Origin of the sequence: Citromicrobium sp. JLT1363, assembly GCF_000186705.1 — a bacterium.
Taxonomy (GTDB): Bacteria; Pseudomonadota; Alphaproteobacteria; order Sphingomonadales; family Sphingomonadaceae; genus Alteriqipengyuania.
Genome location: NZ_AEUE01000004.1, coordinates 275,928 through 299,014, shown reverse-complemented (window position 1 = coordinate 299,014; position 23,087 = coordinate 275,928). Strand labels below are relative to the sequence as shown.

Annotated in this window: 26 protein-coding genes and 1 tRNA gene; 9 read left to right on the top strand and 18 right to left on the bottom strand. The window is 64.2% G+C overall.

The window, feature by feature from the left end:
* Window positions 1-5: 5 nt before the first annotated feature.
* Window positions 6-197, bottom strand: coding sequence for a hypothetical protein (locus ADAD_RS16635; protein ID WP_083825586.1), 192 nt, complete (start codon window positions 195-197; stop codon window positions 6-8).
* Between the two features lie 139 nt (window positions 198-336).
* Here ADAD_RS16635 and ADAD_RS0108335 point away from each other — a divergent pair, with 139 nt between their 5' ends.
* Complete coding sequence (locus ADAD_RS0108335) at window positions 337-2,004, top strand: thiamine pyrophosphate-binding protein (RefSeq protein ID WP_010412409.1); 1,668 nt, start codon at window positions 337-339, stop codon at window positions 2,002-2,004.
* An 82-nt stretch (window positions 2,005-2,086) separates the two neighbouring features.
* Here the strand turns inward: ADAD_RS0108335 and ADAD_RS0108330 are convergent, their stop codons facing one another.
* Window positions 2,087-2,257, bottom strand: coding sequence for a CsbD family protein (locus ADAD_RS0108330; protein ID WP_010412407.1), 171 nt, complete (start codon window positions 2,255-2,257; stop codon window positions 2,087-2,089).
* Between the two features lie 127 nt (window positions 2,258-2,384).
* Window positions 2,385-2,777 (bottom strand): EVE domain-containing protein, encoded by a 393-nt coding sequence (locus ADAD_RS0108325; protein WP_033193264.1) that lies wholly within the window; start codon window positions 2,775-2,777, stop codon window positions 2,385-2,387.
* A 196-nt stretch (window positions 2,778-2,973) separates the two neighbouring features.
* Here ADAD_RS0108325 and ADAD_RS0108320 point away from each other — a divergent pair, with 196 nt between their 5' ends.
* The 6 genes from ADAD_RS0108320 (at window position 2,974) to ADAD_RS0108295 (ending at window position 8,767) form a co-directional block, all read left to right on the top strand.
* On the top strand, window positions 2,974-4,650 hold the full coding sequence (locus tag ADAD_RS0108320) for a putative bifunctional diguanylate cyclase/phosphodiesterase (protein ID WP_010412404.1): 1,677 nt from the start codon (window positions 2,974-2,976) through the stop codon (window positions 4,648-4,650).
* Between the two features lie 40 nt (window positions 4,651-4,690).
* Entirely contained in the window at window positions 4,691-5,500 is an 810-nt protein-coding gene (dapF, locus tag ADAD_RS0108315; protein ID WP_029140011.1) for a diaminopimelate epimerase, read from the top strand.
* On the top strand, window positions 5,497-6,672 hold the full coding sequence (locus ADAD_RS0108310; RefSeq protein ID WP_010412400.1) for a MiaB/RimO family radical SAM methylthiotransferase: 1,176 nt from the start codon (window positions 5,497-5,499) through the stop codon (window positions 6,670-6,672). Before dapF ends, ADAD_RS0108310 begins: the two co-directional genes overlap by 4 nt.
* Complete coding sequence (gene ftsY, locus ADAD_RS0108305) at window positions 6,669-7,598, top strand: signal recognition particle-docking protein FtsY (protein WP_010412398.1); 930 nt, start codon at window positions 6,669-6,671, stop codon at window positions 7,596-7,598. Before ADAD_RS0108310 ends, ftsY begins: the two co-directional genes overlap by 4 nt.
* Window positions 7,599-7,718: 120 nt before the next feature.
* Window positions 7,719-8,375 carry an inner membrane-spanning protein YciB gene (locus ADAD_RS0108300; protein WP_010412396.1) on the top strand — a complete coding sequence of 219 codons (657 nt, stop codon included), beginning with the start codon at window positions 7,719-7,721 and terminating at the stop codon, window positions 8,373-8,375.
* Window positions 8,376-8,476: 101 nt separating this feature from the next.
* On the top strand, window positions 8,477-8,767 hold the full coding sequence (locus ADAD_RS0108295; protein ID WP_010412394.1) for a GIY-YIG nuclease family protein: 291 nt from the start codon (window positions 8,477-8,479) through the stop codon (window positions 8,765-8,767).
* 31 nt (window positions 8,768-8,798) lie between these two features.
* On the opposite strand, the gene ADAD_RS16840 is transcribed toward ADAD_RS0108295, so the two are convergent.
* From ADAD_RS16840 to ADAD_RS0108240, 11 genes are all read right to left on the bottom strand, one after another.
* Window positions 8,799-9,137, bottom strand: coding sequence for a hypothetical protein (locus ADAD_RS16840; protein WP_139020393.1), 339 nt, complete (start codon window positions 9,135-9,137; stop codon window positions 8,799-8,801).
* A 4-nt stretch (window positions 9,138-9,141) separates the two neighbouring features.
* Window positions 9,142-11,091, bottom strand: coding sequence for a potassium transporter Kup (locus ADAD_RS0108285; protein ID WP_010412390.1), 1,950 nt, complete (start codon window positions 11,089-11,091; stop codon window positions 9,142-9,144).
* 131 nt (window positions 11,092-11,222) lie between these two features.
* Window positions 11,223-11,927, bottom strand: a complete 705-nt coding sequence (locus ADAD_RS0108280) for a tetratricopeptide repeat protein (RefSeq protein WP_010412386.1) — start codon at window positions 11,925-11,927, stop codon at window positions 11,223-11,225.
* Entirely contained in the window at window positions 11,924-12,331 is a 408-nt protein-coding gene (locus ADAD_RS0108275) for a cytochrome c-type biogenesis protein (protein WP_010412383.1), read from the bottom strand. Before ADAD_RS0108275 ends, ADAD_RS0108280 begins: the two co-directional genes overlap by 4 nt.
* On the bottom strand, window positions 12,328-12,855 hold the full coding sequence (locus ADAD_RS0108270) for a DsbE family thiol:disulfide interchange protein (RefSeq protein ID WP_010412380.1): 528 nt from the start codon (window positions 12,853-12,855) through the stop codon (window positions 12,328-12,330). The genes ADAD_RS0108275 and ADAD_RS0108270 overlap by 4 nt, the downstream gene beginning before the upstream one ends.
* Window positions 12,852-14,810, bottom strand: a complete 1,959-nt coding sequence (locus tag ADAD_RS0108265; protein ID WP_010412377.1) for a heme lyase CcmF/NrfE family subunit — start codon at window positions 14,808-14,810, stop codon at window positions 12,852-12,854. The genes ADAD_RS0108270 and ADAD_RS0108265 overlap by 4 nt, the downstream gene beginning before the upstream one ends.
* Before the next feature lie 16 nt (window positions 14,811-14,826).
* Window positions 14,827-15,306 carry a cytochrome c maturation protein CcmE gene (ccmE, locus tag ADAD_RS0108260; RefSeq protein ID WP_010412374.1) on the bottom strand — a complete coding sequence of 160 codons (480 nt, stop codon included), beginning with the start codon at window positions 15,304-15,306 and terminating at the stop codon, window positions 14,827-14,829.
* On the bottom strand, window positions 15,303-15,461 hold the full coding sequence (locus ADAD_RS17105; protein ID WP_010412371.1) for a hypothetical protein: 159 nt from the start codon (window positions 15,459-15,461) through the stop codon (window positions 15,303-15,305). The genes ccmE and ADAD_RS17105 overlap by 4 nt, the downstream gene beginning before the upstream one ends.
* A complete protein-coding gene (gene ccmC, locus ADAD_RS0108250; RefSeq protein WP_029140008.1) occupies window positions 15,458-16,189 on the bottom strand; it encodes a heme ABC transporter permease CcmC in 732 nt (243 codons plus the stop codon). Before ccmC ends, ADAD_RS17105 begins: the two co-directional genes overlap by 4 nt.
* 96 nt (window positions 16,190-16,285) lie before the next feature.
* Window positions 16,286-17,350 carry a Leu/Phe/Val dehydrogenase gene (locus tag ADAD_RS0108245; RefSeq protein WP_010412366.1) on the bottom strand — a complete coding sequence of 355 codons (1,065 nt, stop codon included), beginning with the start codon at window positions 17,348-17,350 and terminating at the stop codon, window positions 16,286-16,288.
* Window positions 17,351-17,407: 57 nt separating this feature from the next.
* A tRNA-His gene (locus ADAD_RS0108240) sits at window positions 17,408-17,484 on the bottom strand.
* Window positions 17,485-17,680: 196 nt separating this feature from the next.
* Between ADAD_RS0108240 and ADAD_RS0108235 the strand changes: the two genes are divergently transcribed.
* Both ADAD_RS0108235 and ADAD_RS0108230 read left to right on the top strand, forming a co-directional pair.
* Entirely contained in the window at window positions 17,681-18,313 is a 633-nt protein-coding gene (locus tag ADAD_RS0108235; RefSeq protein WP_010412363.1) for a prolyl hydroxylase family protein, read from the top strand.
* A gap of 113 nt (window positions 18,314-18,426) precedes the next feature.
* A complete protein-coding gene (locus ADAD_RS0108230; protein ID WP_010412360.1) occupies window positions 18,427-18,744 on the top strand; it encodes a TraR/DksA family transcriptional regulator in 318 nt (105 codons plus the stop codon).
* A 92-nt stretch (window positions 18,745-18,836) separates the two neighbouring features.
* On the opposite strand, the gene rpmE is transcribed toward ADAD_RS0108230, so the two are convergent.
* The 4 genes from rpmE to bamA all read right to left on the bottom strand — a co-directional run bounded on the left by rpmE (window position 18,837) and on the right by bamA (window position 23,032).
* Window positions 18,837-19,061, bottom strand: coding sequence for a 50S ribosomal protein L31 (gene rpmE / locus ADAD_RS0108225; RefSeq protein WP_010412358.1), 225 nt, complete (start codon window positions 19,059-19,061; stop codon window positions 18,837-18,839).
* A 101-nt stretch (window positions 19,062-19,162) separates the two neighbouring features.
* Window positions 19,163-19,600, bottom strand: coding sequence for a 3-hydroxyacyl-ACP dehydratase FabZ (gene fabZ / locus ADAD_RS0108220; RefSeq protein ID WP_010412355.1), 438 nt, complete (start codon window positions 19,598-19,600; stop codon window positions 19,163-19,165).
* 46 nt (window positions 19,601-19,646) lie between these two features.
* Window positions 19,647-20,333 (bottom strand): OmpH family outer membrane protein, encoded by a 687-nt coding sequence (locus ADAD_RS0108215; RefSeq protein ID WP_010412352.1) that lies wholly within the window; start codon window positions 20,331-20,333, stop codon window positions 19,647-19,649.
* Window positions 20,333-23,032, bottom strand: coding sequence for an outer membrane protein assembly factor BamA (gene bamA / locus ADAD_RS0108210; RefSeq protein ID WP_010412349.1), 2,700 nt, complete (start codon window positions 23,030-23,032; stop codon window positions 20,333-20,335). Before bamA ends, ADAD_RS0108215 begins: the two co-directional genes overlap by 1 nt.
* Window positions 23,033-23,087: the final 55 nt, after the last annotated feature.

The window sequence follows — 23,087 nt, the reverse complement described above, 5'->3', positions numbered from 1 at the left end:
ACCGCTCAGAAGATGAAAACCAGCGCCCCTACCAGGCAGGCCACGTAGGCTCCCAGAAAACCCAGCCAGTCGTTCTTGGCGAAGGACCAGCGCGTATTCCTCACCATCCGGGCGCGCTGCAAATCGGGCCGCACCATCAATGATGCGCGGAAAGGGTGGCGGGCGGATTCGTCGGTAAGGACAAGCGATCGTCTCATGGGAAGCGGGGCTTAACCTTTTGGTAAGCATTGGCGAGTGTCGCTTCGCGTGCGTCCGCGGTTGGGACAGGCCCGTCCAGGAAGGCTTAATGCGGGCACCCGATTGCCGAGCGGCCTCCTGCGCATTACGGGCGGAGCGATGGCAGACAGCACCACCCCCGAGGCCGCGCGCCTCCTCGTCGATTGCCTTGCCAAGCAGGGCTGCGATCGGATTTTCACCGTTCCGGGAGAGAGCTTTCTCCCCGTGCTCGATGCGCTGGTGGATACGTCTCAGGTCGATGTTGTGACCTGTCGGCAGGAAGGCGGAGTGGCCTTCATGGCCTGTGCCGACGGCGCGATGACGGGCAAGCCGGGTATCGCATTCGTTACTCGCGGCCCCGGCGCGACGAATGCCAGCATCGGCGTGCATGTCGCCATGCAGGACAGCCAGCCGATGATCCTGTTCATCGGCGATGTATCGCGCGAGATGCGCGATCGTGAAGGCTTCCAGGAAATCGATTTTCCCGCCTTCTTCGCGCCGATTTCCAAGTGGGCAGCCCGGATAGACCGGGCGGATCGAATCCCGGAATATATCGCCCGCGCCTATGCCACCGCGATTTCGGGCAGGCCGGGCCCCGTCGTGCTCGCCCTGCCGGAAGACATGCTCTACGACGCCACCACTGCGGAGGCGCGCGCAGAGGTGGTACGCCCCGCACAGGCGCCCTGCCCCGACGCAATGCAGGCGATGATGGCGCTGATCGGCGATGCTGCTGCGCCGCTGGCGATCATCGGCGGCGCGGGCTGGAACGCCAAGGCGCGGGAGTACTTCCAGCTGTTCGCCGAAAGGCTCGGCCTGCCGGTGGCGACGGCGTTCCGCCGGCAGGACGCCATCTCTCCATCATCGCCCGTCTATGCGGGCAACCTCGGTTACGGCCCCAACCCCAAGCTTATCGAGCGGGCCAAAGCCGCCGATCTGCTGCTGGTGGTTGGCGCGCGGCTGGGCGAGGCGACGACCGACGGCTATTCGGTGCCTCCGCTGGTCGACAAGGATCGCACGCTGATCCACATCCACCCCGATCCAGAGGAGCCGGGCAGCGTCTACCCGGCAGACCTCGCGATCTGCGCCAGCATGGACGAGTTCGCGGAAAGCGCGGCGCTGTGGGCGGGCGAAGACCCGATTTCGTTCGATGCAGGTGCACAGGCCCATGCCGAGTGGGAGGAATGGGCCACAGCCCAGCCGGACGACACCTATCCGTTGAACCTGGCCCAATGTGTCCAGTTCATGCGCGATACGCTGCCCGCCGACACGATCATCTGTAACGGCGCGGGCAATTATGCGGGCTGGTGGCACCGCTACTGGCGCTATGCGGGCCATCCCAGCCAGCTCGCGCCTACCTGCGGAGCGATGGGCTACGGCGTGCCCGCAGCGGTCGCTGCGGCGAAGCGGTTCCCCGAACGTATGGTGGTCGCCATTGCGGGCGATGGAGACTTCCTGATGAACGGGCAGGAGCTGGCAAGCGCAGCGCAGGCCGGATGCGATCTGATGGTAATCGTGGTCGACAATAGCGGCTACGGCACGATCCGCATGCACCAGGAGCGCGAATTTCCCGAACGCGTCTCTGCCACCTTACTGGAAAACCCGGACTTCGCCGCATTCGGCGCGAGCTTCGGGGCATGGTCCGCCACGGCAGACACCACGCAAGAGTTCAAGGATGCACTGGTTGCCGCCGAGGGACGCTCGGGATTGCGGTTGATCCATGTCCGGATCGACGTCGAACAGCTTGCCGCGAGCGGCGCCACGGTCAGCGGGCTGCGCGCCAAGGGGTAGGCCCACGAAAAAGGGGCGGCGCCGCGATGGCACCGCCCCTTCGTGTTTCGTCAGGCCGTCAGGCCGTCAGGCCGTCAGGCGATCAGATGTCGTCGCCGAGGGCGCCCTGGACTTCGCCCTTGGTCTGCTGGGCCTTGCCCTTGGCTTCCTGGCCGCGGCCTTCGGCACGCGTTTCAGGATCGTTCGACTTCTGCTTGGCTTCGCCGATCGCTTCGTTGACGTTGCCTTCGACCTTGCTCTTCAGTTCACCCATGTCCGTTCTCCGTTTCTTTAGCGTCGGCATCATCGCCGATGTGTAAAAGAAACGGAGAAACAGGGATTTACGTTCCCCTGACGCGGGGGAAAGCGCCAGAACGACCGGGGCTTGCGACCAAAAATTATCAGACCCCTGCCATGGCGAGTATCTTCGACCACTCGTCGGGCATGACCTCGCAAACCGAAAGGCGCGAAAGCTTGACCAACTGCATCTCCGCCAGCTCGGGCTCGGCCTTCACATCCTTCAACGTAACGACGTGGGGCAGCTTGGTCTTCGGCTTTACCTTCACCGCCGCCCACTTGCCGCTCTCGTCCGTCGGATCGGCCATCCCGGCCTCGACGATTTCGACGATTCCCACGATCTCGCGCCCGATGTTGGAGTGATAGAAGAAAGCCTGATCGCCCACTTCCATCGCCAGAAGGTTGTTCTTCGCCTGGTGGTTGCGCACGCCATCCCAAACGCCTTCGCCATCGGCTTCCAGATTGTCCCACCCGTATACGTCGGGTTCCGATTTCATCAGCCAGTAACGCAAGGTGCTCGCCTCCCTTCAAGAATTCATACGGCCCGAACGCTCGGCGCGCACGGCAGTGCCGCAAGGCACATGCCACCTGCATGGCATTTTCACGAATTTGCAAACGGGCATTTACCCGATTTTCAGTACCCAGTGGCATTGATGGCGGTCGACGGAACGAAAACCACCCAAGGGACCAGCAATGAACCGCCGCGCGGGGGACAAGACGGAGCAGCGGCCCCGCCTGAACAAGGCGGAGAGGGATATCGTCCTGCTCGGCATTGCGACAGCCGCTATCATCATGTTCGTGGGTATCGGCGGAACGGTGATGCCGCAGGTTGCCCGCCATTACCTCGACGGGAGCGTAGGCCCGCCGGAGACCGCGCTGGTCAATGCACTGCTTCTCAATATCGCGCTCATCATCTTCGGTTGGCGCCGTTATGTCGATCTGCGACAGGAGATTGACCAGCGCCGCGAAGCCGAGGAACGCGCGCGGCATCTTTCGCAGATCGATCCGCTCACCGGATGCTACAACCGGCGTTGCGCGACGGAGAAGCTGATCGAAGCAATTACCTCGGAAGCGGATGGGCGCGACACCGGCTTCGTGCTCATCGACCTGGACGGCTTCAAGGAAATCAACGACACGAATGGTCACCTGGCCGGTGACGAAGTGCTTTTGTCGATCGCCCAGCGGCTCAGGGATCTGGTGCCGACCGAAGGAATCGTGGCGCGGCTTGGCGGCGACGAATTCGCGGTCGTTCTACCAACACAGAGCGAGGATCTGGAACAGGTCGAACTCTGGGCGAGCCGGATGGTCGCCCACGTCGCCAAACCGATCGAGACTGAAGTCGGCGCGCTGGAAGTCACCATCTCTGCCGGTATCGCCCTGCAGCGGAAAAGCGACCCCATCGACGATGTCGAGTCCACCGCGCGCACACTGATGCACCGCGCGGATCTGGCGATGTACCACGCCAAGCGCGCGGGCCGTAACCGCTATTGCTGGTTCGACAAATCGATGGAGGAGGAAGCGCGTATCCGCCGCGAAATGGAATCGGCGATCCGCGCAGGTCTGGCACGTGGCGAGTTCGTCCCTCATTACGAACAGCAGATCGATCTGGAATCGGGCGCACTGGTAGGCTTCGAAATGCTGGCCCGTTGGGATTCGCCCGAGCTGGGACAGGTCGGACCTGACATTTTTATCCCTGTTGCGGAAAATTGTGGCCTCATCGGCCCGCTGTCGGAATCGCTGATCAGGCAGGCACTGGACGATGCAAAGGACTGGCCCGCATCCCTCACGCTGTCGGTCAATGTTTCGCCGGTGCAGCTGCGTGATCCGTGGTTTCCGCAGAAACTTCTCAAGCTTCTACTGGGCAGCGAATTCCCTCCCGCACGGCTGGACGTGGAGATTTCGGAAAGCTGTCTGCAGGAGAATCTGACGGCGGCTCAGACGATGATCGTCAGCCTGAAGAACCTCGGCGTGCGAGTCAGCCTCGACGATTTCGGCACCGGTTTCACCAGTCTCACGCAATTGCGCACCCTGCCCTTCGATCGCGTGAAGATCGATCGCAGCTTCGTGGGCGAACTGCGCAAGGTTGCCGAGGCCGCTCCCGAGCTTGAGTTCGACCGGGCGGACCGGGATCACATCGTGGGCACACTGGTCTCGCTGGGCAAGGGCCTTCAGATCCCGGTCACGGCTGAGGGGGTCGAGGACAATTCGATTCTCGAAACCCTGCGCACCATGGGAGACATGAAGGGCCAGGGTTATCTCTACGGCAAGCCGGAAGATGCCGCCGCGGTCATGAAGCGTCTGCGACAACTCGACATGCTGTCGAACATGCCCGGAGCGCAGCCCGAAGGCATGGAACGCAAGAGCGCCTGACCTTTACCTTGGCCCGCACCCACCATAAGTGCGGATCACGATGCGGCTTTCCTTCGTCAAGATGCACGGCCTGGGCAACGATTTCGCGATCCTCGACGGGCGCGACGCCGAATTGCCGCGCCTGTCGCCCGCCCAGATTGCCGCGCTGGCGGACCGGCATCGCGGCATAGGCTTCGATCAGCTGATCGTCCTGTCGCCCTCGCGCACTGCGGACATGGCGATGCGCATTCACAACGCCGACGGAAGCGAAGTGGAAGCCTGCGGCAACGCAACGCGCGCGGTTGCAGTTCTGCATGGGACGGCAGCCTCCATCGAAACCGAAGGGGGTTTGCTCCAGGCCCGTCCAGATGCGGCAGGGGCTGAAGTTGCCATGGGCCGCGCACGGTTCGACTGGCAGGACATCCCGCTCGCCTATGCGATGGACACGCGCGAAATGCCGCTGGGCTGGGACATGCTCGAACGGCCCAGCGCGGTAAGCGTCGGCAACCCGCATCTGGTTTTCTTCGTCAACGACGTCGAGGCGGTTCCGCTGGACACGCTCGGGCCTGAGATCGAGCACGATCCGCTGTTTCCCGAACGTATCAACGTGAATGTGGCGCAAATCCTGTCGCGCAATGCGATCAAGCTGCGCGTGTGGGAACGCGGCGCCGGGTTGACCCTCGCGTGCGGAACCGGGGCCTGCGCCACCGCGACGGCCGCCTACCGGCAGGGGCTCGTCGACGGCGAGGTGACGGTGAGGCTGCCCGGCGGCACACTCACAATCCGGCACGATGCGGAAGGCGGCATCCACATGGCGGGCCCCGCGCAGGAGAGCTATCGCGGCACCTTCGAACTGGACCATTTCTCGTGAGCGCGGAACGGGTCATCTCGCTCGGCTGCCGCCTGAACCATGCCGAGAGCGAGCGGATCGCCGCGCTGGTGGAGCGCGAGCGCGATCTGGTGGTGGTGAATTCGTGCTCGGTCACGCGCGAAGCGGTGCGCCATACGCGGCAGGCGATCCGCCGCGCGCGCAAGGCGAACCCGCAAGCGCGCCTGCTGGTCACCGGGTGCGCGGCGGAGACCGACCGCGAGGGCCTGGCGAACATGGCCGAGGTCGATGGTTTCGTAGCCAATGGGGCGAAGCTCGATGCGCGCAGCTGGAATGTGCCCGAACCGCCCGTGGCGCTGCGCCAGCAGGGCACGCGCGCCTTCATCGGGGTGCAGAACGGCTGCGACCACGCGTGCACCTTCTGCAGCATCCCGCAGGGTCGTGGCGCGAGTCGGTCGGACAGCATTGCCGACGTCCTGCGCGCGGTCGACACACGGCTGGCCGAGGGCGCGAAGGAAATAGTGCTGACCGGCGTCGACCTGACTTCGTGGGGCCATGACCTTCCGGGCGAGCCCGGGCTTGGCACGCTGGTTGCCGCCATATTGCGCGAATTCCCGCAATTGCCGCGCCTGCGCCTGTCCTCGGTCGACGGGATCGAGATCGACGAGGCGCTGTTCAACCTGATCGCGACCGAGCCGCGCGTGATGCCGCACCTGCATCTCTCACTGCAGCATGGCAGCGATCTGATCCTCAAGCGGATGAAACGGCGGCATAGCCGCACGCAGGCGATCGACCTTGTCGCACGGTTGAAGCAACAGCGCCCGGAGATCGCTATCGGAGCCGATCTGATCGCGGGCTTCCCGACCGAAGCCGACGCCCACCACGCGGACAATCTTTCCATCATCGCCGAGTGCGGCATCGTCCACGGGCATGTCTTCCCTTATTCGCCGCGCGAGGGGACCCCCGCCGCGCGCATGCCCCAGATCGAACCCGCAACCATCAAACGCCGCGCGGCCGAGCTGCGCAGCGCGGTTCGCCAGACGCGCGATATCTGGCTCGAAACACTGGTTGGCGCAGAATACGAAGTGCTCGCAGAAAAGGACGGCAGCGGTTACACGCCGCATTTCGCCCGCGTGGCGCTGCCGGAAGGCACGGTGCCGGGCCAGCTCGTTACCATCCGCCCCACCCGGATCATCGAAGGAATGCTCGCATGAGCGACGACGGCTCCTCCAGCTGGAGCGACCGCCTGTTGGGCGGCTTCAGGAAAACATCGGATCGCCTGACAGAGAACATTGCGCCGGTCGGCAATGCCCGGCTCGACGACGCGACGCTCGACGAGATCGAGGATGCGCTGATCATGTCGGACCTCGGCCCCGAGGCCGCGGGGCGCGTACGCGATGCCCTGCGCGCGCAGCGGTTCGGCAGCGAGATTACGGAGCGCCAGTTGCGCGAAGCCGTCGCGGAGGAAATCGCCGCGATCCTGCGCCCGGTGGCCAAACCGCTGGAGGTGACCGCCTTCCCCCGCCCTCAGGTGATCCTGGTGATTGGGGTCAATGGCAGCGGCAAGACCACCACCATCGCCAAGCTCGCCCATCTGTTCATGGAAGACGATTACGAGGTGATGCTGGCGGCGGGTGACACCTTCCGCGCGGCCGCCATAGGCCAGCTGCAGACCTGGGCGGACCGCGTCGGCGTTCCGCTGGTGCGCGGGCCGGAGGGCGGCGATCCGGCCTCCATCGTGTTCGACGCGGTCAAGCGCGGGACCGACGAAGGTACCGACGCGCTGATCGTCGATACTGCAGGCCGCCTCCAGAACAAGCGCGAGCTGATGGACGAGCTGGCCAAAATCCGGAAGGTCCTCGGCCGTCTCAACCCGGAGGCACCGCACGACGTGGTGCTGGTGCTCGATGCGACAAATGGGCAGAACGCGCTGAGCCAGATCGACGTTTTCCAGGAGGTCGCGGGCGTCACCGGGCTCATCATGACCAAGCTCGATGGCACCGCCCGAGGCGGCGTGCTGGTGGCGGCAGCGCAGAAATACGGGCTGCCGATCCATGCCATCGGCGTCGGCGAGCAGCTCGACGATTTGCGGCCCTTCGATCCGGATCTGGTCGCGCGCGTGATCGCGGGTGTGGCTTAATTACTTGCGAATCTCCTTCCGTTCGTGGTGAGCCTGTCGAACCGCGAACGTGGGCGCAAAGTTCGGCCTAAGGGCTGCGCCCATCCACGATTTCGACAGGCTCAGGACGAACGGAACACCATGTCTACCGACCCCCAAGAGACTCCCAAAACCAAGTCCGGCTGGCTCAATGTCGCGATCGACTACGGTCCGCTGATCGTGTTCCTGCTCAGCTATTACCTGTTCCAGCCCGATGGCGAGGATTCGGTCGGCACGCTGCTGGCGATCATCAAGGCGACGGGCGCTTTCATTGTCGCGGCAATCGCAGCGCTGATCACCAGCAAGCTGGTGCTGGGCCACGTTTCCAAAATGCTGATGCTCTCGACCGTCCTGATCGTGGGCTTCGGCGGCATGACGATCCTGCTGCGCGATCCGTTCTACGTGCAGGTCAAGCCGACCGTGCTCTACGCCTTTTTCGGGGTCGTGCTGCTGATTGGGTGGCTCAAGGGCAAGGCCTTCCTGCAATGGCTGCTGGAAGCCGCGTTCGAAGGCCTGTCGCAGGAAGGCTGGCTCAAGCTGTCGCGTAACTGGGGGTTCTTCTTCCTGTTCCTCGCCGTGCTGAACGAGGCCCTGCGCATGTCGGTGAGCTTCGAGACATGGCTGTGGGCCAAGCTCTGGGTGTTCATGGGCCTGAGCCTCGCATTTACCTTCACCCAGATCCCGATGCTGCTGCGCCACGGCCTGGACCCGGAGCGCAACGAGGGCCTGCCCGACGAGGAACCGCCGACGGGGGCGTGACAAGGGACGTCATCCCAAGCCCTTCGTCATCCCAGCGGAGTCGCAGACGGCGCATCGCGCCAATGCTGGGATCGCTGACAGCTAGGCGCTAATAATGCCGCATGGGCGGCTGGACCTACATCATGACGAACAAGCCGAACGGCATGCTCTACATCGGAGTGGCTGCTGACTTGGCTTCGCGGATTACCCAGCACAAAAACGGCAAGGGTTCGCAGTTCTGTCGCCGCTATGGGCTAGATCGCCTCGTACTGGCCGAGCATCACGCAGACATCCGCGATAGAATTGCGCGTGAAAAAGCGATGAAGGCCTGGAGGCGCGCCTGCAAGATCGAACTGATCGAGGCAGCCAACTCGGAATGGCGCGATTTGTCTCAGCATCTCGCGGGACTTTGAGCGATCCCAGCTTTCGCTGGGATGACGACCTTTATTCGTCGCCTTTAGCAGGCGAGGTGTCGTCCGAATTTGCTTTCCGTCGATTTCGTTTCACAACACGATCGGAACGCGTGGTGGAAAAGCTCCCGATCCCGACGAGCTGGCGCCGCAAAATCCAGAAATAGATTCCGGCCGAAAGCGCGAAGCCAACGGTCAGAATTGCAATGCTCCACCCGTAAGAGGAACGCTCAACCAGCATTGCCGGAATGAGAAAGATTGCCGAAGGCGTAAATGCCATCAAGCGATGACCTAAAGTAGGCCGACCCGCCCAATCCACCTTGATCCACTCACGATCAATGAGCCGGCGCAGATAGGCGATCGGCACCGTCACTACCCTAAATCCGCACCTGGCTCCCCAGCTCCACGACCCGATTGGTGGGCAGGCGGAAGAACTGCATCGCGCTGGCCGAATTACGCAGCATCCAGGCGAAGATCTTCTCGCGCCAGATCGGCATGCCCGGCTTCTCGCTCGGCAGCAGGGTCTGGCGGCTGAGGAAGAAGCTCGTTTCCATCATGTCAAAAGTGCCCCCGCAGCGGCTCATGCTCTTGAGGCCTTCGGGCACGTTGGGTTCGTCCATGAAGCCATAGTGCAGCACCGCGCGGTAGAACCCGCTGCCGATCTCGGTGAATTCGCAGCGCTTGTCGGCATCCACGTAGGGCACGTCCTCGATCTCGACAGTCAGGATCACCACACGTTCGTGCAACACCTTGTTGTGCTTGATGTTGTGCAGAAGCGCGGACGGGACGCCCGCTGTGCTCGACGCCATGAAGATCGCGGTGCCCGGCACGCGCGTGGCGCTGTTCTGCGCGGACTTGGCAAAGATTTCGATCGGCAGCGCGACTTCGCCCATCCGGTCGCGCATCAGCTTGCGCCCGCGCGCCCACGTGGTCAGCAAGGTGAAGGCGATCAGGCCCACGATCAGCGGGAACCAGCCGCCATCGGCGATCTTGGTCAGGTTCGCCGCGAAGTACGCCCCGTCGACGATCAGGAACAGCAGCACGATGGGCGCGGCGACCCACCATTTCCACTTCCACACCCCCACGAACAGTACGCCCATCAACAGCGTGTCGATGGTGACGGCGCCTGTCACGGCAATGCCGTAGGCACTGGCGAGGTTGGACGAGTTCTGGAAGGTCAGCACCAGGATGATGACCGCGATCATCAGCGCCCAGTTGACCGCCGGAATGTAGATCTGCCCCGCCTCGCTCTCGCTCGTATGGCGGACCGACAGGCGCGGAATATAACCCAGCTGCATCGCCTGGTGGGTGATCGAGAACGCGCCCGAGATCACCGCCTGGCTGGCGATGAAGGTGGCGACCGTGGCGAGGAACACCAGCGGCAAACGCCACTGCTCGCTGGCGAGGAAGAAGAACGGGCTCTCGATCGCCTGCGCGGCAGCCTCTGCCGGCAGGCTGATCATCATCGCACCCTGCCCGAAATAGTTCAGAAGCAGGCACGGCATCACGAAGCCGAACCAGCTGAGCCGCATCGGGCCGCGCCCGAAATGGCCCATGTCCGAATAGAGCGCTTCGGAGCCGGTGACAGCCAGCACGACCGACCCCAGCGCGAGGAAGGCCAGCCAGCCATCGAGGATGAAGAAATTAATCGCATGGTGCGGGCTGAGCGCCCACAGGATTTGCGGGTGCTGGATGATCTGCCAGCTGCCCAGCAGCGCGATGACGGTGAAATAGACGATCATGACCGGCGCGAAGAGCGCGCCGACCTTGGCCGTTCCGCGCCTTTGCAACAGGAACAGCCCGACCAGCAGACCCAGCGCGATGGGGATGACGAAATCCTGCAGTCCCTCGTCCACCACGGTCAGCCCCTCGACCGCAGACAGCACCGAGATCGCGGGCGTGATCATCGAATCGCCGTAGAATAGCGAGGTTGCAAACACGCCCAGCAGGATCGCCAGCCAGCCATATTTGGACTTGCTGATGGAGCGGGAGATCAGCGCCACGAGGGCCAGCGAACCGCCTTGCCCCTTGTTGTCGGCGCGCATCAGGATGCTGACATACTGGATCGCCACGATCAGCGTCATCGACCAGAAGATCAGGCTGACCACGCCAAGCACATGCGCGGCATCCAGCGCCAGCGGATTGGGACCTACGAAGGTTTCGCGGAAAGCATAGAGCGGGCTCGTGCCGATATCGCCGAAGACGATACCTACGGCCCCCACGGCGAGAGTCGCGGTCGACGCCTGGTGCGCCGTCGTGCCCTTCGCCGGCGGCACAGCGCTGCCGTTGGCTGGTTCAGGGCCCGATCCGGGTGCGGAAACGCTCATGCAAAGATTGCCATACTCAAGCCTGCGAGCCTCCGGCAGGCGCGGTCTTCACCCTTGGAGGGGAGACGCGCGCGGTTAGCAGCGCCCGTGTGCAAGTGCAACATGCCTCACGATCAGCCCCACGCCCCGGGTCACGGGGCGGGCGCACCACCGGGCGGCGGCATCATGGGCCCACCCTGCGGCCCTGCCTGCGACGCCCGGTCACCAAGTACGCCGATCACACCGTCCAGCCGTTCCAGCTGCTGCGCCACGAAGTCGCGGCCTCTGGCATCTTCTGGTGCCCCGGCAAGCGCATCGGCCCACAGGTCGCGCGCCTCGGCCAGAGCGCCCGTGCGAAGCGCCAGCAGGCCCTGGAAATATCCCGGCGCAACATTGGCGGGCGACGTTTCCCGCGCGCGCTGGAAAGCATAGGCGACGGGGGGCGTGATCGTGCCGCGCGTATGTTCGGCCAGCGCCAGCGCAAGGGCGAGCCATGCCTCGCCGTCGTCGGGCTGCTCGCTTACCGCGTTTCGCAATAGACCGGCCGCATCCTGATGCTGTCCGCGGCGGGAAAAACCGTCTGCGGTGACCACGAAGCGCGAGGGCAGAATACCTTCCACATTGTAGAACCGGCGCCGCGCATCGATCAGCGCGTCCGAGGTGGGCGAGACGTCGCGCACTGCCTGGTGGGGCGAGCCCGCCAGATCGGGCGCGCCCTGCCAGGCATAGCCAGCAAGCGCGAAGACCAGCGCGGTGGCGAACAAGGTCCAAACGCGCCGGCTTTCTCTCGCCACAAGAAGGGCGGCGCCAAGGGCAACGAGCGCAAGCCCGCCGACGGCAATCCAGGTCCCGATCATTCGCCGTTCCTCCCCAGACGCCGGACGAGCACCACCAGTGCAATCAGCAGGAACAGGATCGGCAGGGCGTAAAGCGGCCATGTCGCCGACCCGATACCGGGGCGATAGGTGATGTAGTCGCCATAGCGTTCCACCAGCCACGCGCGGACTTCCTCGGGGCTTTCGCCCGCCGCGATACGGCTGCGCACCTGGTGGCGCATGTCGCCCGCCATGGGCGCGTTGCTATCGGCAATCGACTGGGACTGGCAGGTGAGGCAGCGCAGTTCTTCCATCAGGTCCTGCGCCTGCGCCTCGGCCTGCGGATCGGCGAGCTGCGTGTTGGCGAGCGGCGCGCTGGATACCGCCTGCCCCGCTCCGGGCGCGGCAACCGCAAGCGCGATGGCGGCAAGACCGGTCGCGATCATCGTGCATCCTCCCACGCCGCGTAAATCTCGTCCACGTCATCCGCGCGAATATCGCCGATATGCTGGTAACGGATGATCCCGTCGCCATCGACTACGAAGGTTTCGGGGATGCCGCTGGAACCGAGGCCGAGCTGCAATTCGGCAATATCGTCACGCGCGATGACTTCGTACGGGTTGCCGTAGTTTTCCAGGAAACGGGCAATCGCCTCGGGTTCGTCGCGAATCGCCACGCCGACGATCGGGACCCCACGCTCGGCAAGTTCTTCCAGCTGGGGCGCTTCGGCGATGCACGGCACGCACCATGTCGCCCACACGTTGAGCAGGCGCGGCTGGCCATCCGCGAAACTTGCCGATGCCACGCGCGGCGCCTCGTCCGTGGCACCGGGAAGATCGAACGCGGGCAGCGGCTTGCCGATCATGGTGCTGCGGACGAATTCGTCCTTCGGCTGCGTCAGCTGGTAGCCCGCAACGCCCAGAAACACCGCGAACAACGCCAGAGGGAGGATCAGCCAGAGCCGCTTCATGCCCGCGCCCTCCGCTCTTTCTCGGCCCGGCGGCGCGCCACTTCCTCACGGATTTTGCGTGAGCGTGCGCTGCCCCGCAGGTGGCCGAAGATCGACAGCAGACCTCCCAGAGCGATCAGCAGCGCACCGTACCAGATCAGCGTCACGAAGGGCTTCCACCACAGGCGCAGCTGCCAGCGACCCTCTCCTGCCGCATCGCCGAGGATGGCGTAGAGCTGCCCGTCCCAGCGGGTGAGCAAGGCCGCCTCGCTGGTGTTCTGGGCAGGTTCGGTGAAATAGCGCGCCTGGGGCTGCAGTACCGTTTCGCTGCCGCCACGGCTCACCAGGATGTCTCCCTGAAGCGCGCTCCAGTTGGGCCCGGCAACCGGCTCCACCGCGCGCAGGCTGGCCGTGAACGGGCCGACCTCGACCACGTCTCCTGCCTCTACCGCCACCAGCCGCTCGATCGAGAAGGCGCTCTCGCTCGCCATTCCGAACAGGCTCACCGCGATACCGAAATGCGCGAGCATCGAGCCCCAGAGCGCCAGCGGAACCCTGCGCAGCTTGCGCCCACGCAGTGGAAACCAGCTCGCCAAAGCGAGTGCGGCGGCCAGAGCGAGCCCGATCGTCGACAGCACGCCCGCCTCCGTGAAGAAGACCAGCACCGTCAGCCCAGCAGCGAGGATCGCCACGCAGAGCGCCACCGGTACACGGACGCGCGAAAGCTTGTCGCGCTTCCAGCGCAGCATCGGCCCCACCAGCAGAACCAGCAGCATCGGAACGGCGAAAACCGCGGTAACCGGGTTGTAGTAAGGCGGGCCGATGGACACCCGCGTGCCGAATGCCTCCGCCAGCAGCGGATAGAGCGTGCCGAGCAGCACCACCGCCAGAATGGCGCTGAGCATCACGTTGTTGAACACCAGTGCGCCTTCGCGGCTGATGGTGGCAAACCGCTTGCCCTCCGCCAGTGCGCCCGCCCGCAAGGCGAACAGGGCGAAGGCACCGCCCACGTAGAGCGCCAGCAAGGCAAGGATGAAGCCGCCGCGTTCGGGATCGACGGCAAAGGCATGCACGCTGGTAAGGATGCCCGAGCGGACCAGGAAGGTGCCGACCATGCTCATCGAGAACGCGACCACGCCCAGCATGATCGTCCATGTGCGCAGCGCATCGCGCGCGGCCAGCACGCCGACCGAATGGAGCAGCGCGGTAGCCGCAAGCCACGGCATCAGGGACGCATTTTCGACCGGGTCCCAGAACCACCAGCCGCCCCAGCCCAGCTCGTAATAGGCCCAGTAACTGCCCGCCGCTATTCCGAGCGTGAGCGCGATCCAGGCAGCCAGCACCCACGGCCGCATCACGCGGGCCAGCTCCGGCCCTGCCTGCCGCGTCACCAGCCCGGCGACCACGAAGCTGAAGGCCACCGACAGCCCGACATAGCCGAGGTAGAGGGTGGGCGGATGCAGCGCGAGGCCGATATCCTGCAGCAGCGGGTTCAATCCCGCACCGAAATCGGCGGGCGGGTTCAGGCGCGCAAAGGGGTTGGAACTGAACAGAAGGAACGCGATGAAGCCCAAGCCGATGAAGGCCTGCGCGGCGAGCATCGACTTCATGAAGCGATCGTCCATGCGCCGCTCGAACGCGGCGACCAGCGCACTGCACAGGCCAAGGATCGTCACCCACAGCAGCATCGAGCCCTCGTGGTTCCCCCAGGCGCCCGAGATGCGATAGATGAGCGGCTTGTCCGCATGGCTGTTTGCCGCAACCAGCGCGACCGAAAGATCGGTGACCGCAAAAACGCGCAGCAGGCACGCGAAGGAAACGAGCAGCACGAGGCCCTGCACGATAGCAGCGGGCCGCGTGAGCGCGCTCACCACGCCGTCATCCCCGGCGCGCGCGCCGAGCACGCCCGCGAACAGCTGCAGCACGCACAGCCCTGCGGCGAGCCACAGGGCAGCAAGGCCGAGTTCGGCGATCATGGCCTGTGCGCACCCATCATTGCGCGGCGCTCTCTTCCAGAACCTCGTGCATGGCCCCGTCGCTCAGGCCTTCGAGTTCGCGCGGCGTGTAGTTTTCGTCATGCTTGGCGAGCAGGGTCTCCGCCTCGAACGTGCCGCCCTTCGCAAGGCGCCCGTTCGCGATCACGCCCGAGCCTTCCACGAACAGGTCCGGCACGATACCTCGATACGTGACAGGAACGGCATTGCCCTCGCGCCCGACCACCGCGAACGCGATGGTCACCCCATCGTCCAGGGTGCGGATAGAGCCGTTCTGGACCATGCCACCGAGCCGGATCGCACGCCCCGGCTCGGGCGGGTTCTCCGCGATATCCTCCGGCAGGTAGAAATAGTCCGCCTGGCTGCGCAGGCCCCACGCCGCCAGAAGCCCCGCGGCGATCAGCACGAAAAGCGCGACCAGCACGAGGATGAGGCGCTGGTGCTTGGGCGCCAGAGTGGAGTTCGAAGTGACACTCATTTCTTCCGCTTCCCTTCGCTACGCGCCGCATCGCGCAGCCGCTCCGCCCTGCGCATGCGCTGCCAGCAGAAGGCCAGCAAGGCGACAATCGCCGGAATCGCAATCGCATAGGCCGCGATCACGTAGTCCCACTGGTCGAGTGCTTCGCGGATCATGCGTCCGCCTCGGCTTCCATCGCCCGGCGGCGCAGGCGGGCCTCGGCCTGGGTCTGCGCCAGCAATGCCCGCATGTTCATCAGCACGCAGGCGGCGAAAATACAGGTGAAGCCGATCAGCGCGATCAGCATGGGCCACAGGAAGACCCCGTCGATGCTGCTGCCGCCGGTGGTGATGCTGGGCGGCTGGTGGAGCGAGTTCCACCACACGACCGAACGGTTGATGATCGGGATATTGACCGCGCCGACCAGTCCGAAGATCGCGGGCAGCCGCGCGGAAGCGCCCTCGCGCTCCACCGCCTGGCTGAGCGCAATATAGGCGAGGTAGAGGAACAGCAGGATCAGCATGCTGGTCAGCCGTCCGTCCCACACCCACCAGGTGCCCCAGGTGGGCCGGCCCCAGATCGATCCTGTCACGAGGCACAGGGCGGTGAACACCGCGCCCGGCACCGCGGCGGCGCGTGCGGCGAGCGCTGCCAGCGGATGCCGCCACACGATGAAGGCGAGGCTCGCCCCCGCGATGGTGCCCCAACCCGCCATGCCGAGCCATGCGGTCGGCACATGGATGAAAATGATCCGCACCGTCTCGCCCATCAGCCGGTCGGGCGGCACGGCGATAAGGCCCCACAGGATGGCAGCCGTAGAGGCCGCCAGACCTACTCCGACAAGGATCGGGGTCAGCCTGCGGGCAAGCGCAAGAAACCGGCGGGGATTGGCGAAACCGTGCATGTCTTTATCGCGCGTCCCTATGCCCATCCCACGCCCTTCACGCAAGGCGCGCGAAGGCGTTCGGACCGGCCGGAAGGGGCGATCACTCCGGCGTGATTACCCCCGTCCGATCAGCTTCTGGGCCATCGCATCGGCGACCCGGTCGGGGGAGGATCCGGTGGCCTCGCTTTCCCGCCAGATGGTCTTCAGCCGATCGGGAATCAGGGCGATGCGCTTGCGCACTTCGTTGATATCGCAAGGCGCGCTTTCGCGGCGGCACAGGTATTCCATCGTCACGCTGATGATGCCGCCCGCGTTGATGACGTAGTCCGGCGCGTAGAGGATGCCGCGCTGCGCAAGTACGGCGCCATGCTCGGGCCGGGCGAGCTGGTTGTTCGCACCGCCCGCCACGATGGCGCAATCGAGCCGGGCGATGCCTTCCTCGTTGAGGATCGCGCCCAGCGCGTTGGGGCTGAAGACATCGCAGCCGACCGACATGATCGCTTCGGCCGATACGGTGTCCGCCCCCAGCTCGCTCGCCAGCGCCTCGGCATTGTCAGAGTTGATGTCTGCCAGCGTCAGCTTCGCGCCGTCTTTCGCCAGCAGCCGGGCGACACCGCCGCCCACGCTGCCTGTGCCCTGCACCGCGACATGCACGCCCTCGACGCTGTCCTTGCCCAGCTTGTGCTGCACAGCGGCCTTGATGCCCAGATAGATGCCCAGCGCGGTGAACGGGCCGGGATTGCCCCCCGCCTCGCCTTCGCCGACCGGCAGGCCGGAGACGTATTCGGTGCGCTGCTTCACGGCCACCATGTCTTCCACGGAGATGCCGACATCTTCGGCCGTCACATACTTGCCGCCCAGCCCTTCGACCGCATCGCCGAAGGCAGCCAGCATCTCAGGCGTCTTCGCGCGGTCTTCGGATGCGAGGATCACCGCCTTGCCCCCGCCCATCGGCAGACCGGCCATGGCGTTCTTGTAGCTCATCCCGCGGCTCAGGCGCAGCGCGTCTCGCATCGCCGCGCCGGGCTGCGCGTAATGCCAGAAGCGCGTGCCGCCCGCTGCGGGGCCGAGGTGCGTCGAATGAAGCGCGATAATCGCGGTGAGGCCCCGCTTTTCGTCGTGTACGAAGTGGACAACCTCATGGTTGTCGAAATCGGGCTCGGTCCAGAACGCGTTCATCGCCTTTGCATCATCCCAACAGTGTCATTCGGGCCTGTCGGGACATGCTGGAGAAAATGGGGCGATCGAGGGGTCTCGAACCCCCGACCTCCGGTACCACAAACCGGCGCTCTAACCAACTGAGCTACGATCGCCATATGCCCCGGCGCAGCCGCGCAAGGAAGGTGGCAGTTACGCGCACGAATCCTTGCGTCAAGGGCAGAACGCGTGCGCGATATTCGCTTGCGGCGAAAAAGCCAAACACAAAGCGAATTTGACAGAATTTAGAATTCTGACGCATTATTATTACGCGCCTTGCAAAAGGCCCTGTGTCTCGCGCATGGGGCCGGCATGCGCGATCCGGGCGAATCCGATGCCAGAGAGTTGGCAGCCAAGGGCATGCAGCGGCTGCCCTACGACAAGCTGGAGCTGTTGCAGAAACGCGGGTTTCTCGACGCCGAATTCTGCGCCGAACTCATCACCATGATCGAGGCCAAGCGGCGGCCTTCCACGCTGGCCGATTTCGATGGTGACGAGTTTTTCCGGACCAGCGAAACCTGCGATCTGCCGATGGACGACCCGCGCTCGCAAAGGCTCGACGCCATGCTGGCCGACCTTTCGGGAATCGACCCCGCGTATGGCGAGCCGTTACAGGGCCAGCGCTACGCCGTCGGGCAGGAATTCAAGGCGCATTGCGACTATTTCAACCCGGATGGCCAGGACTGGGAGAAATATTGCTCGGTCGCGGGCCAGCGCACCTGGACCTTCATGATCTATCTCAATGAGCCCGAGGCTGGCGGCGTGACTCGCTTCAAGACGATCAAGAAGAGCTTCCAGCCGGAAACGGGCAAGCTGATCTGCTGGAACAACCGGCGCCCCGACCAGTCGGTCAATCCCAATACGATGCACCACGGGATGAAGGTGCGCAAAGGCATGAAATACGTGATCACGAAGTGGTATCGCGAGAAGCCATGGGGATGGTGAGGCATGATCCGCGGTGCAGAAACTTCGACCGTCTTCCGGAATTGAGCGAGATCAATATCCACTCCACCGCTTCCTGCTAGTACTTTGGAGACGAAGGTCACAGGAGAGTGGCAATGAACGACTACGGCGATCTGCGCGAACAGCTCAAGCAACGGCTCGCGGACCTGCTCGAGCGGGCCGACGTGATCGAAGACGATCTGCGCCACGCCCTCGATGCCGATTCGAGCGAACAGGCCATCGATCTGGCCGATGACGAAGCGCTCGAGGGCGTCGATGGCGTTCTGCGGCAGGAGATAGCGCAAATCCGGATGGCGCTTCTGCGGATCGAGAACGGCACCTATGGCAGGTGCAGCCAGTGCGGGAAGCCGATCGCTCGCGAGCGGCTGAAAGCGCGTCCTATCGCGACACGCTGCGTCGCCTGCGCCGGGTAAAGCGGGCCAGCCCGGTTGCGCTGACGAAAAAGGGCGGCCCCGTCGGACCGCCCTTCCCTCGCGGCGCGAACGCCGCAAAGCTGGTAAAAGCGTTACTTCTTGAGGCTGAGCCCGCCGAAGCGCTTGTTGAACGCGGCCACGCGGCCACCTTCCTGAAGCTGCTGCTTGCCGCCGGTCCAGGCCGGGTGGCTGGTCGGATCGATTTCCAGCGTCAGCGTGTCGCCTTCCTTGCCCCAGGTGGAGCGGGTCTGGAATTCGGTACCATCGGTCATCTTGACGTTGATGGTGTGATAATCGGGGTGCCCTTCGGCCTTCATGTCATGTCTCCATAGCCTCGGAACGGTTCCGACCGGTCCAGCTGTTGGGTGGGAAAGGCGCGCGGATAGTCTCATCGCGCGCTATTGGCAAGCCTTCTCGCCTATTCGGGCGGGTCGGCGATCATCGCGGTGAACTCGCATTCGCAGGTCACCTTGCCGTTCACGCTCGCCTTGCCGGCAAACTTGTAGACGCGGCTGCGCTTCTGCAGGAACGAGACCTTCAGATCGAGCAGACAGCCCGGCGTCACGGGCGCGCGGAACTTGGCCCCCTCGATGCCCATGAAATAGACCAGCTTGCCGGTTCCAGCCAGTTCAAGCGTCTCGATCCCGAGGATCGCGGCGGCTTGTGCAAGCGCCTCGATCTGCAGGACGCCTGGCATGATCGGCGCGCCCGGAAAATGGCCCTGGAAGAAATCCTCGTTGAAGGTCACCGCCTTCACCGCGTGGATATCTTCCCCCAGCGTCAGGTCTTCGACCCGATCGACGAGCAGCAAAGGGTAACGGTGCGGCAGGGCCTTGAGCACCTGCCGCACATCCATCGAGCGCGCTTCGCTCGCGCCGGAATTCTCTACCTCGGCGATGGTCTTAACGCCCGGTCGGCTGCGCGGGAGCCTGCGGCTGGCCCGCCTGCTGCTGCGCCTGTGCCATCGCCTGCTGCTGCGCGAGGCCGAGCAGGATCTGCTGGATACGCTGCTGCAGCGCGACCGACTGGCGGTTCGGCTGCCAGCCCTGCGGCGGCGTGGTCTGCACGCTCGGCATGCGGGAGTTCAGCGCGGCTACGATGTCGCCGGTGACATTGGCGCTATCCGGGGCCGACTGGACCGCATCGGGCGACAACAGCATCTGAATGCCCTTCTGCTGCATGACCTGGTTCTGCGCGTTCTCGTAGTCGTTAACCAGCTGTTCGATCGCATAGGTCTGGGCGAGAGCGATCGGCTGGTAGAGCTGGCCGATCTGCTGTTCCTTCTGGTTGATCTGCTGGACCACCGCCGGATTGGCCTGCACCTCCGCCTCGGTCAGCTGGCCGTCGGAATTGGTATCCAGGCTCTGCTCCAGCGCATTCGTTTCCTGGCGCAGCGTGCTGACCTGCTGGATCTGGCTCTGATAGGTCTGGCCGATCTGCTGGTAGGCGGCCTGCCGGGCCTGGCTCTGGAGGATCACGACCTCGGGATTGCTGAGCGCGATCCCGTTGACCTGTGCTGCGGCGGGTGCCGCGGTGAGCGTCGCGCCCAGAGCGGTCGCGAGAGCGAGCGTTGCTTTGGCAAGTTTCATCAGAATTGCGTCCCTACGTTGAATGAGAGTGTCTTGGTGTCGTCGCCCGGTTCCTTGCGGATCACATGCGCCAGATCGATCCGGAACGGCCCGAAGGGGGAATTCCAGTTCACCCCGATGCCCACGGAAATGCGCGGCGCGGCACTGTTGCCGAGGAAGATTTCCTGGAACGGCTGGATTGTCCGTTCCAGAGGCGACAGCGGATTGCCGTCATCATCGGTCGTGTCCGTCGTGGCCAGACCGCTACCATCGATGAAGAGCGGATTTCCGTTCGCATCGCGCAGCTGGAAGCTGATCCCGTCCGGGAAGGGGCTGTTCTGCAGCTGCGGCGTCTCGACATTGAACAGCGCGCCCACGTCGAGGAAGATCGACGGACGCAGACCCAGCTCGCGCGCGCCCGTGCCCAGCGGAATTTCCAGCTCGGCACGGCCGAGATAATAGGCGTTGCCGCCGATCGCGTCGTCGGAGTTGCGATCGCGATCCGTGACAACCAGCGGGTTGCCGTCGCCATCGTCGATGATCGGCTGGCGCAGGACGCGCGGGCCGACACCGCGGATATCGAACCCGCGGAACTGCGGTTCGCCAAGGAAGAAGCGGTCGGTCAAAAGCACGTCGTCACGGCCAGGCCCACGATCCTTCAGACCCTTGATGTAACCACCCTCTGCCTGCAGCGAGAAGATGAAATCGCCGAAGATCGGCCAGTACTTGGCACCCTGCCCGCGTACGCGAACGTAGTTCACGTCACCGCCAAGACCTGCATAATCCAGGCCGAGCGTAAGGCGTTCGCCGCGGGTCGGGCGATAGAAGCTGTTGAGGGAGTTATAGGTGAAATTGAGGCCGAGGATCGAGCTCGTGCGATTGCCCAGCGTATCGCAGATGAAGCGCGATGCCAGCAGCGGCTCGCATTCGCGGATGCCGTCGCCATCGAAGTCGTTGAAGAACTCGTTCTCGTCGACCGTGACCTGATCGTAGTTGAGCGTGTAGCTCCCCACCAGCGAGGCGTATTCGGTCAGCGGCACGCCCAAGCGCACCGATCCGCCGGTCGTGACCTGCTGATAACGGGTCTGGTCGCGGTTCTGGAGGTTGAAGCTGTTCACGTCGCGGCGGTAGATATCAGCGCCAAGCGAGATGTTGCGATCGAACACGTAGGGCTCGGTAAAGCTCAGGTTGACCGAATTCGAGAAGCGCGAAATCTGGGCCGATGCGCCGATGGTCTGCCCGCGGCCGCGGAAATTGCGCTGACGGATCGAGCCGGAGAACAGGAAGCTCTCGATCGAGGAGAAGCCCGCCGAAAGCTGCAGTTCGCCGGTCGGCTGTTCTTCCACATTGGCTTCCAGGATGATCCGGTCGGGCGATGCGGTTTCCCGCTGCTCGACCTCGAAGCCTTCCTGGAAATAGCCGAGCGAATTGATGCGAGCGGTGGTGCGGTTGACCGCCAGGGAGTTGAACGCATCCCCTTCCGCAGAGCGGAATTCGCGGCGAATAACCTTGTCCTGCGTCAGCGTGTTTCCATTGACGTCGACCCGTTCGATATAAACGCGCGGCGCCTCGTTGATGACCATGGTCACATCCATGGTCAGATCGTCCGCGTTGCGGCGGAACTGCGGGCGTACGTCGGCAAAGGCGTAGCCGAAGCGGCCGGCCAGTTCGCTGAGCTGTTCGACCGTATCCTCGATCCGCTTGGCGTCGTACCAGTCGCCTTCCTGGATGGTGAGGTTATTGGTCAGCGCGTCTCCGTCGAAATCGCGGATTTCGCTGGTCACCTCGACATCGCCGAACTTGTAGCGTTCGCCTTCCTCGACCACGTAAGTGATGATGAAGTCGCGCCGGTCGGGCGTCAGTTCGGCCACGGCGGATACGACCCGGAAGTCCACATAGCCTTGCGTCAGGTAGAATTCGCGCAGCTTCTGCTGGTCGAAGGCGAGCTTGTCGGGATCGTAGCTGGTATTGCCGCTGAGGAAGCTGAACAGGCCGGTCTCCTTGGTGACCATCTCGCCTTTCAGCTTGCCATCGGAAAACGCATCGTTCCCGATGATGTTGATCTGCTGCACCCGCGACTTGGGCCCTTCGCTGATCTCGAAAACGAGATCGACGCGGTTCTGGCTCAGTTCGACGGTCTTGGGCTCGACCGTGGCGGCAAACCGTCCCTGGCGCTTGTACAGCTCGATAATGCGGGCGACGTCTGCACGGACCTTGGACCGGGTGAAGATCTGGCGCGGCGACAGCTTGATCTCGGGCAGGATCTTGTCGCTGTCGAGCCGATCGTTGCCTTCAAGGATGATCCGGTTGATGACCGGGTTTTCCACCACGTCGATCAGCACGGCGCCGTTGTCGTTGCGAATCGTGAAGCTTTCGAAAAGCTCCGTCGCGGCAAGGTCCTTCAGCGCCTGGTCGGCGGCGGCGGTGGTGTATTCGTCACCTGGGCGCAGCCGCACGTAGCTGAGGATGGTCTGCGGTTCGAGCCGCTGCACGCCGCGAACGGAAATCGTGCGGATCGTGTCGCCCTGCCGTGCACTTGTCGCCTGCGGCTCGGCGGCCGGATCGCTCTCCGTTGCAGTGGTCTGCGCAGCGTCCTCGCCCGTCTCCTGCGCAAAGGCGGCCTGCGGCAGCCCGGCCAGCGTCGTGCCGACCAACAGTGCGAGCGCATAATTGCGGATATTGGGCGAGCGGCGCGTCGCGCCCGTTTCGATGGCCATCATTGGCGAAAATGTCCCGTCAAATTGTTTCGACCCCGGATCGCACCTGGCTTATCCG

Excerpts from the sequence above, each read along its gene's own strand:
- ADAD_RS16635 (WP_083825586.1), bottom strand. The coding sequence starts at position 197 with ATGAGACGATCGCTTGTCCTTACCGACGAATCCGCCCGCCACCCTTTC.
- ADAD_RS0108335 (WP_010412409.1), top strand. The coding sequence starts at position 337 with ATGGCAGACAGCACCACCCCCGAGGCCGCGCGCCTCCTCGTCGATTGC.
- ADAD_RS0108330 (WP_010412407.1), bottom strand. The coding sequence starts at position 2,257 with ATGGGTGAACTGAAGAGCAAGGTCGAAGGCAACGTCAACGAAGCGATC.
- ADAD_RS0108325 (WP_033193264.1), bottom strand. The coding sequence starts at position 2,777 with ATGAAATCGGAACCCGACGTATACGGGTGGGACAATCTGGAAGCCGAT.
- ADAD_RS0108320 (WP_010412404.1), top strand. The coding sequence starts at position 2,974 with ATGAACCGCCGCGCGGGGGACAAGACGGAGCAGCGGCCCCGCCTGAAC.
- dapF (WP_029140011.1), top strand. The coding sequence starts at position 4,691 with ATGCGGCTTTCCTTCGTCAAGATGCACGGCCTGGGCAACGATTTCGCG.
- ftsY (WP_010412398.1), top strand. The coding sequence starts at position 6,669 with ATGAGCGACGACGGCTCCTCCAGCTGGAGCGACCGCCTGTTGGGCGGC.
- ADAD_RS0108300 (WP_010412396.1), top strand. The coding sequence starts at position 7,719 with ATGTCTACCGACCCCCAAGAGACTCCCAAAACCAAGTCCGGCTGGCTC.
- ADAD_RS0108295 (WP_010412394.1), top strand. The coding sequence starts at position 8,477 with ATGGGCGGCTGGACCTACATCATGACGAACAAGCCGAACGGCATGCTC.
- ADAD_RS0108285 (WP_010412390.1), bottom strand. The coding sequence starts at position 11,091 with ATGAGCGTTTCCGCACCCGGATCGGGCCCTGAACCAGCCAACGGCAGC.
- ADAD_RS0108280 (WP_010412386.1), bottom strand. The coding sequence starts at position 11,927 with ATGATCGGGACCTGGATTGCCGTCGGCGGGCTTGCGCTCGTTGCCCTT.
- ADAD_RS0108275 (WP_010412383.1), bottom strand. The coding sequence starts at position 12,331 with ATGATCGCGACCGGTCTTGCCGCCATCGCGCTTGCGGTTGCCGCGCCC.
- ADAD_RS0108270 (WP_010412380.1), bottom strand. The coding sequence starts at position 12,855 with ATGAAGCGGCTCTGGCTGATCCTCCCTCTGGCGTTGTTCGCGGTGTTT.
- ADAD_RS0108265 (WP_010412377.1), bottom strand. The coding sequence starts at position 14,810 with ATGATCGCCGAACTCGGCCTTGCTGCCCTGTGGCTCGCCGCAGGGCTG.
- ccmE (WP_010412374.1), bottom strand. The coding sequence starts at position 15,306 with ATGAGTGTCACTTCGAACTCCACTCTGGCGCCCAAGCACCAGCGCCTC.
- ADAD_RS17105 (WP_010412371.1), bottom strand. The coding sequence starts at position 15,461 with ATGATCCGCGAAGCACTCGACCAGTGGGACTACGTGATCGCGGCCTAT.
- ccmC (WP_029140008.1), bottom strand. The coding sequence starts at position 16,189 with ATGCACGGTTTCGCCAATCCCCGCCGGTTTCTTGCGCTTGCCCGCAGG.
- ADAD_RS0108245 (WP_010412366.1), bottom strand. The coding sequence starts at position 17,350 with ATGAACGCGTTCTGGACCGAGCCCGATTTCGACAACCATGAGGTTGTC.
- ADAD_RS0108235 (WP_010412363.1), top strand. The coding sequence starts at position 17,681 with ATGCGCGATCCGGGCGAATCCGATGCCAGAGAGTTGGCAGCCAAGGGC.
- ADAD_RS0108230 (WP_010412360.1), top strand. The coding sequence starts at position 18,427 with ATGAACGACTACGGCGATCTGCGCGAACAGCTCAAGCAACGGCTCGCG.
- rpmE (WP_010412358.1), bottom strand. The coding sequence starts at position 19,061 with ATGAAGGCCGAAGGGCACCCCGATTATCACACCATCAACGTCAAGATG.
- fabZ (WP_010412355.1), bottom strand. The coding sequence starts at position 19,600 with ATGGATGTGCGGCAGGTGCTCAAGGCCCTGCCGCACCGTTACCCTTTG.
- ADAD_RS0108215 (WP_010412352.1), bottom strand. The coding sequence starts at position 20,333 with ATGAAACTTGCCAAAGCAACGCTCGCTCTCGCGACCGCTCTGGGCGCG.
- bamA (WP_010412349.1), bottom strand. The coding sequence starts at position 23,032 with ATGATGGCCATCGAAACGGGCGCGACGCGCCGCTCGCCCAATATCCGC.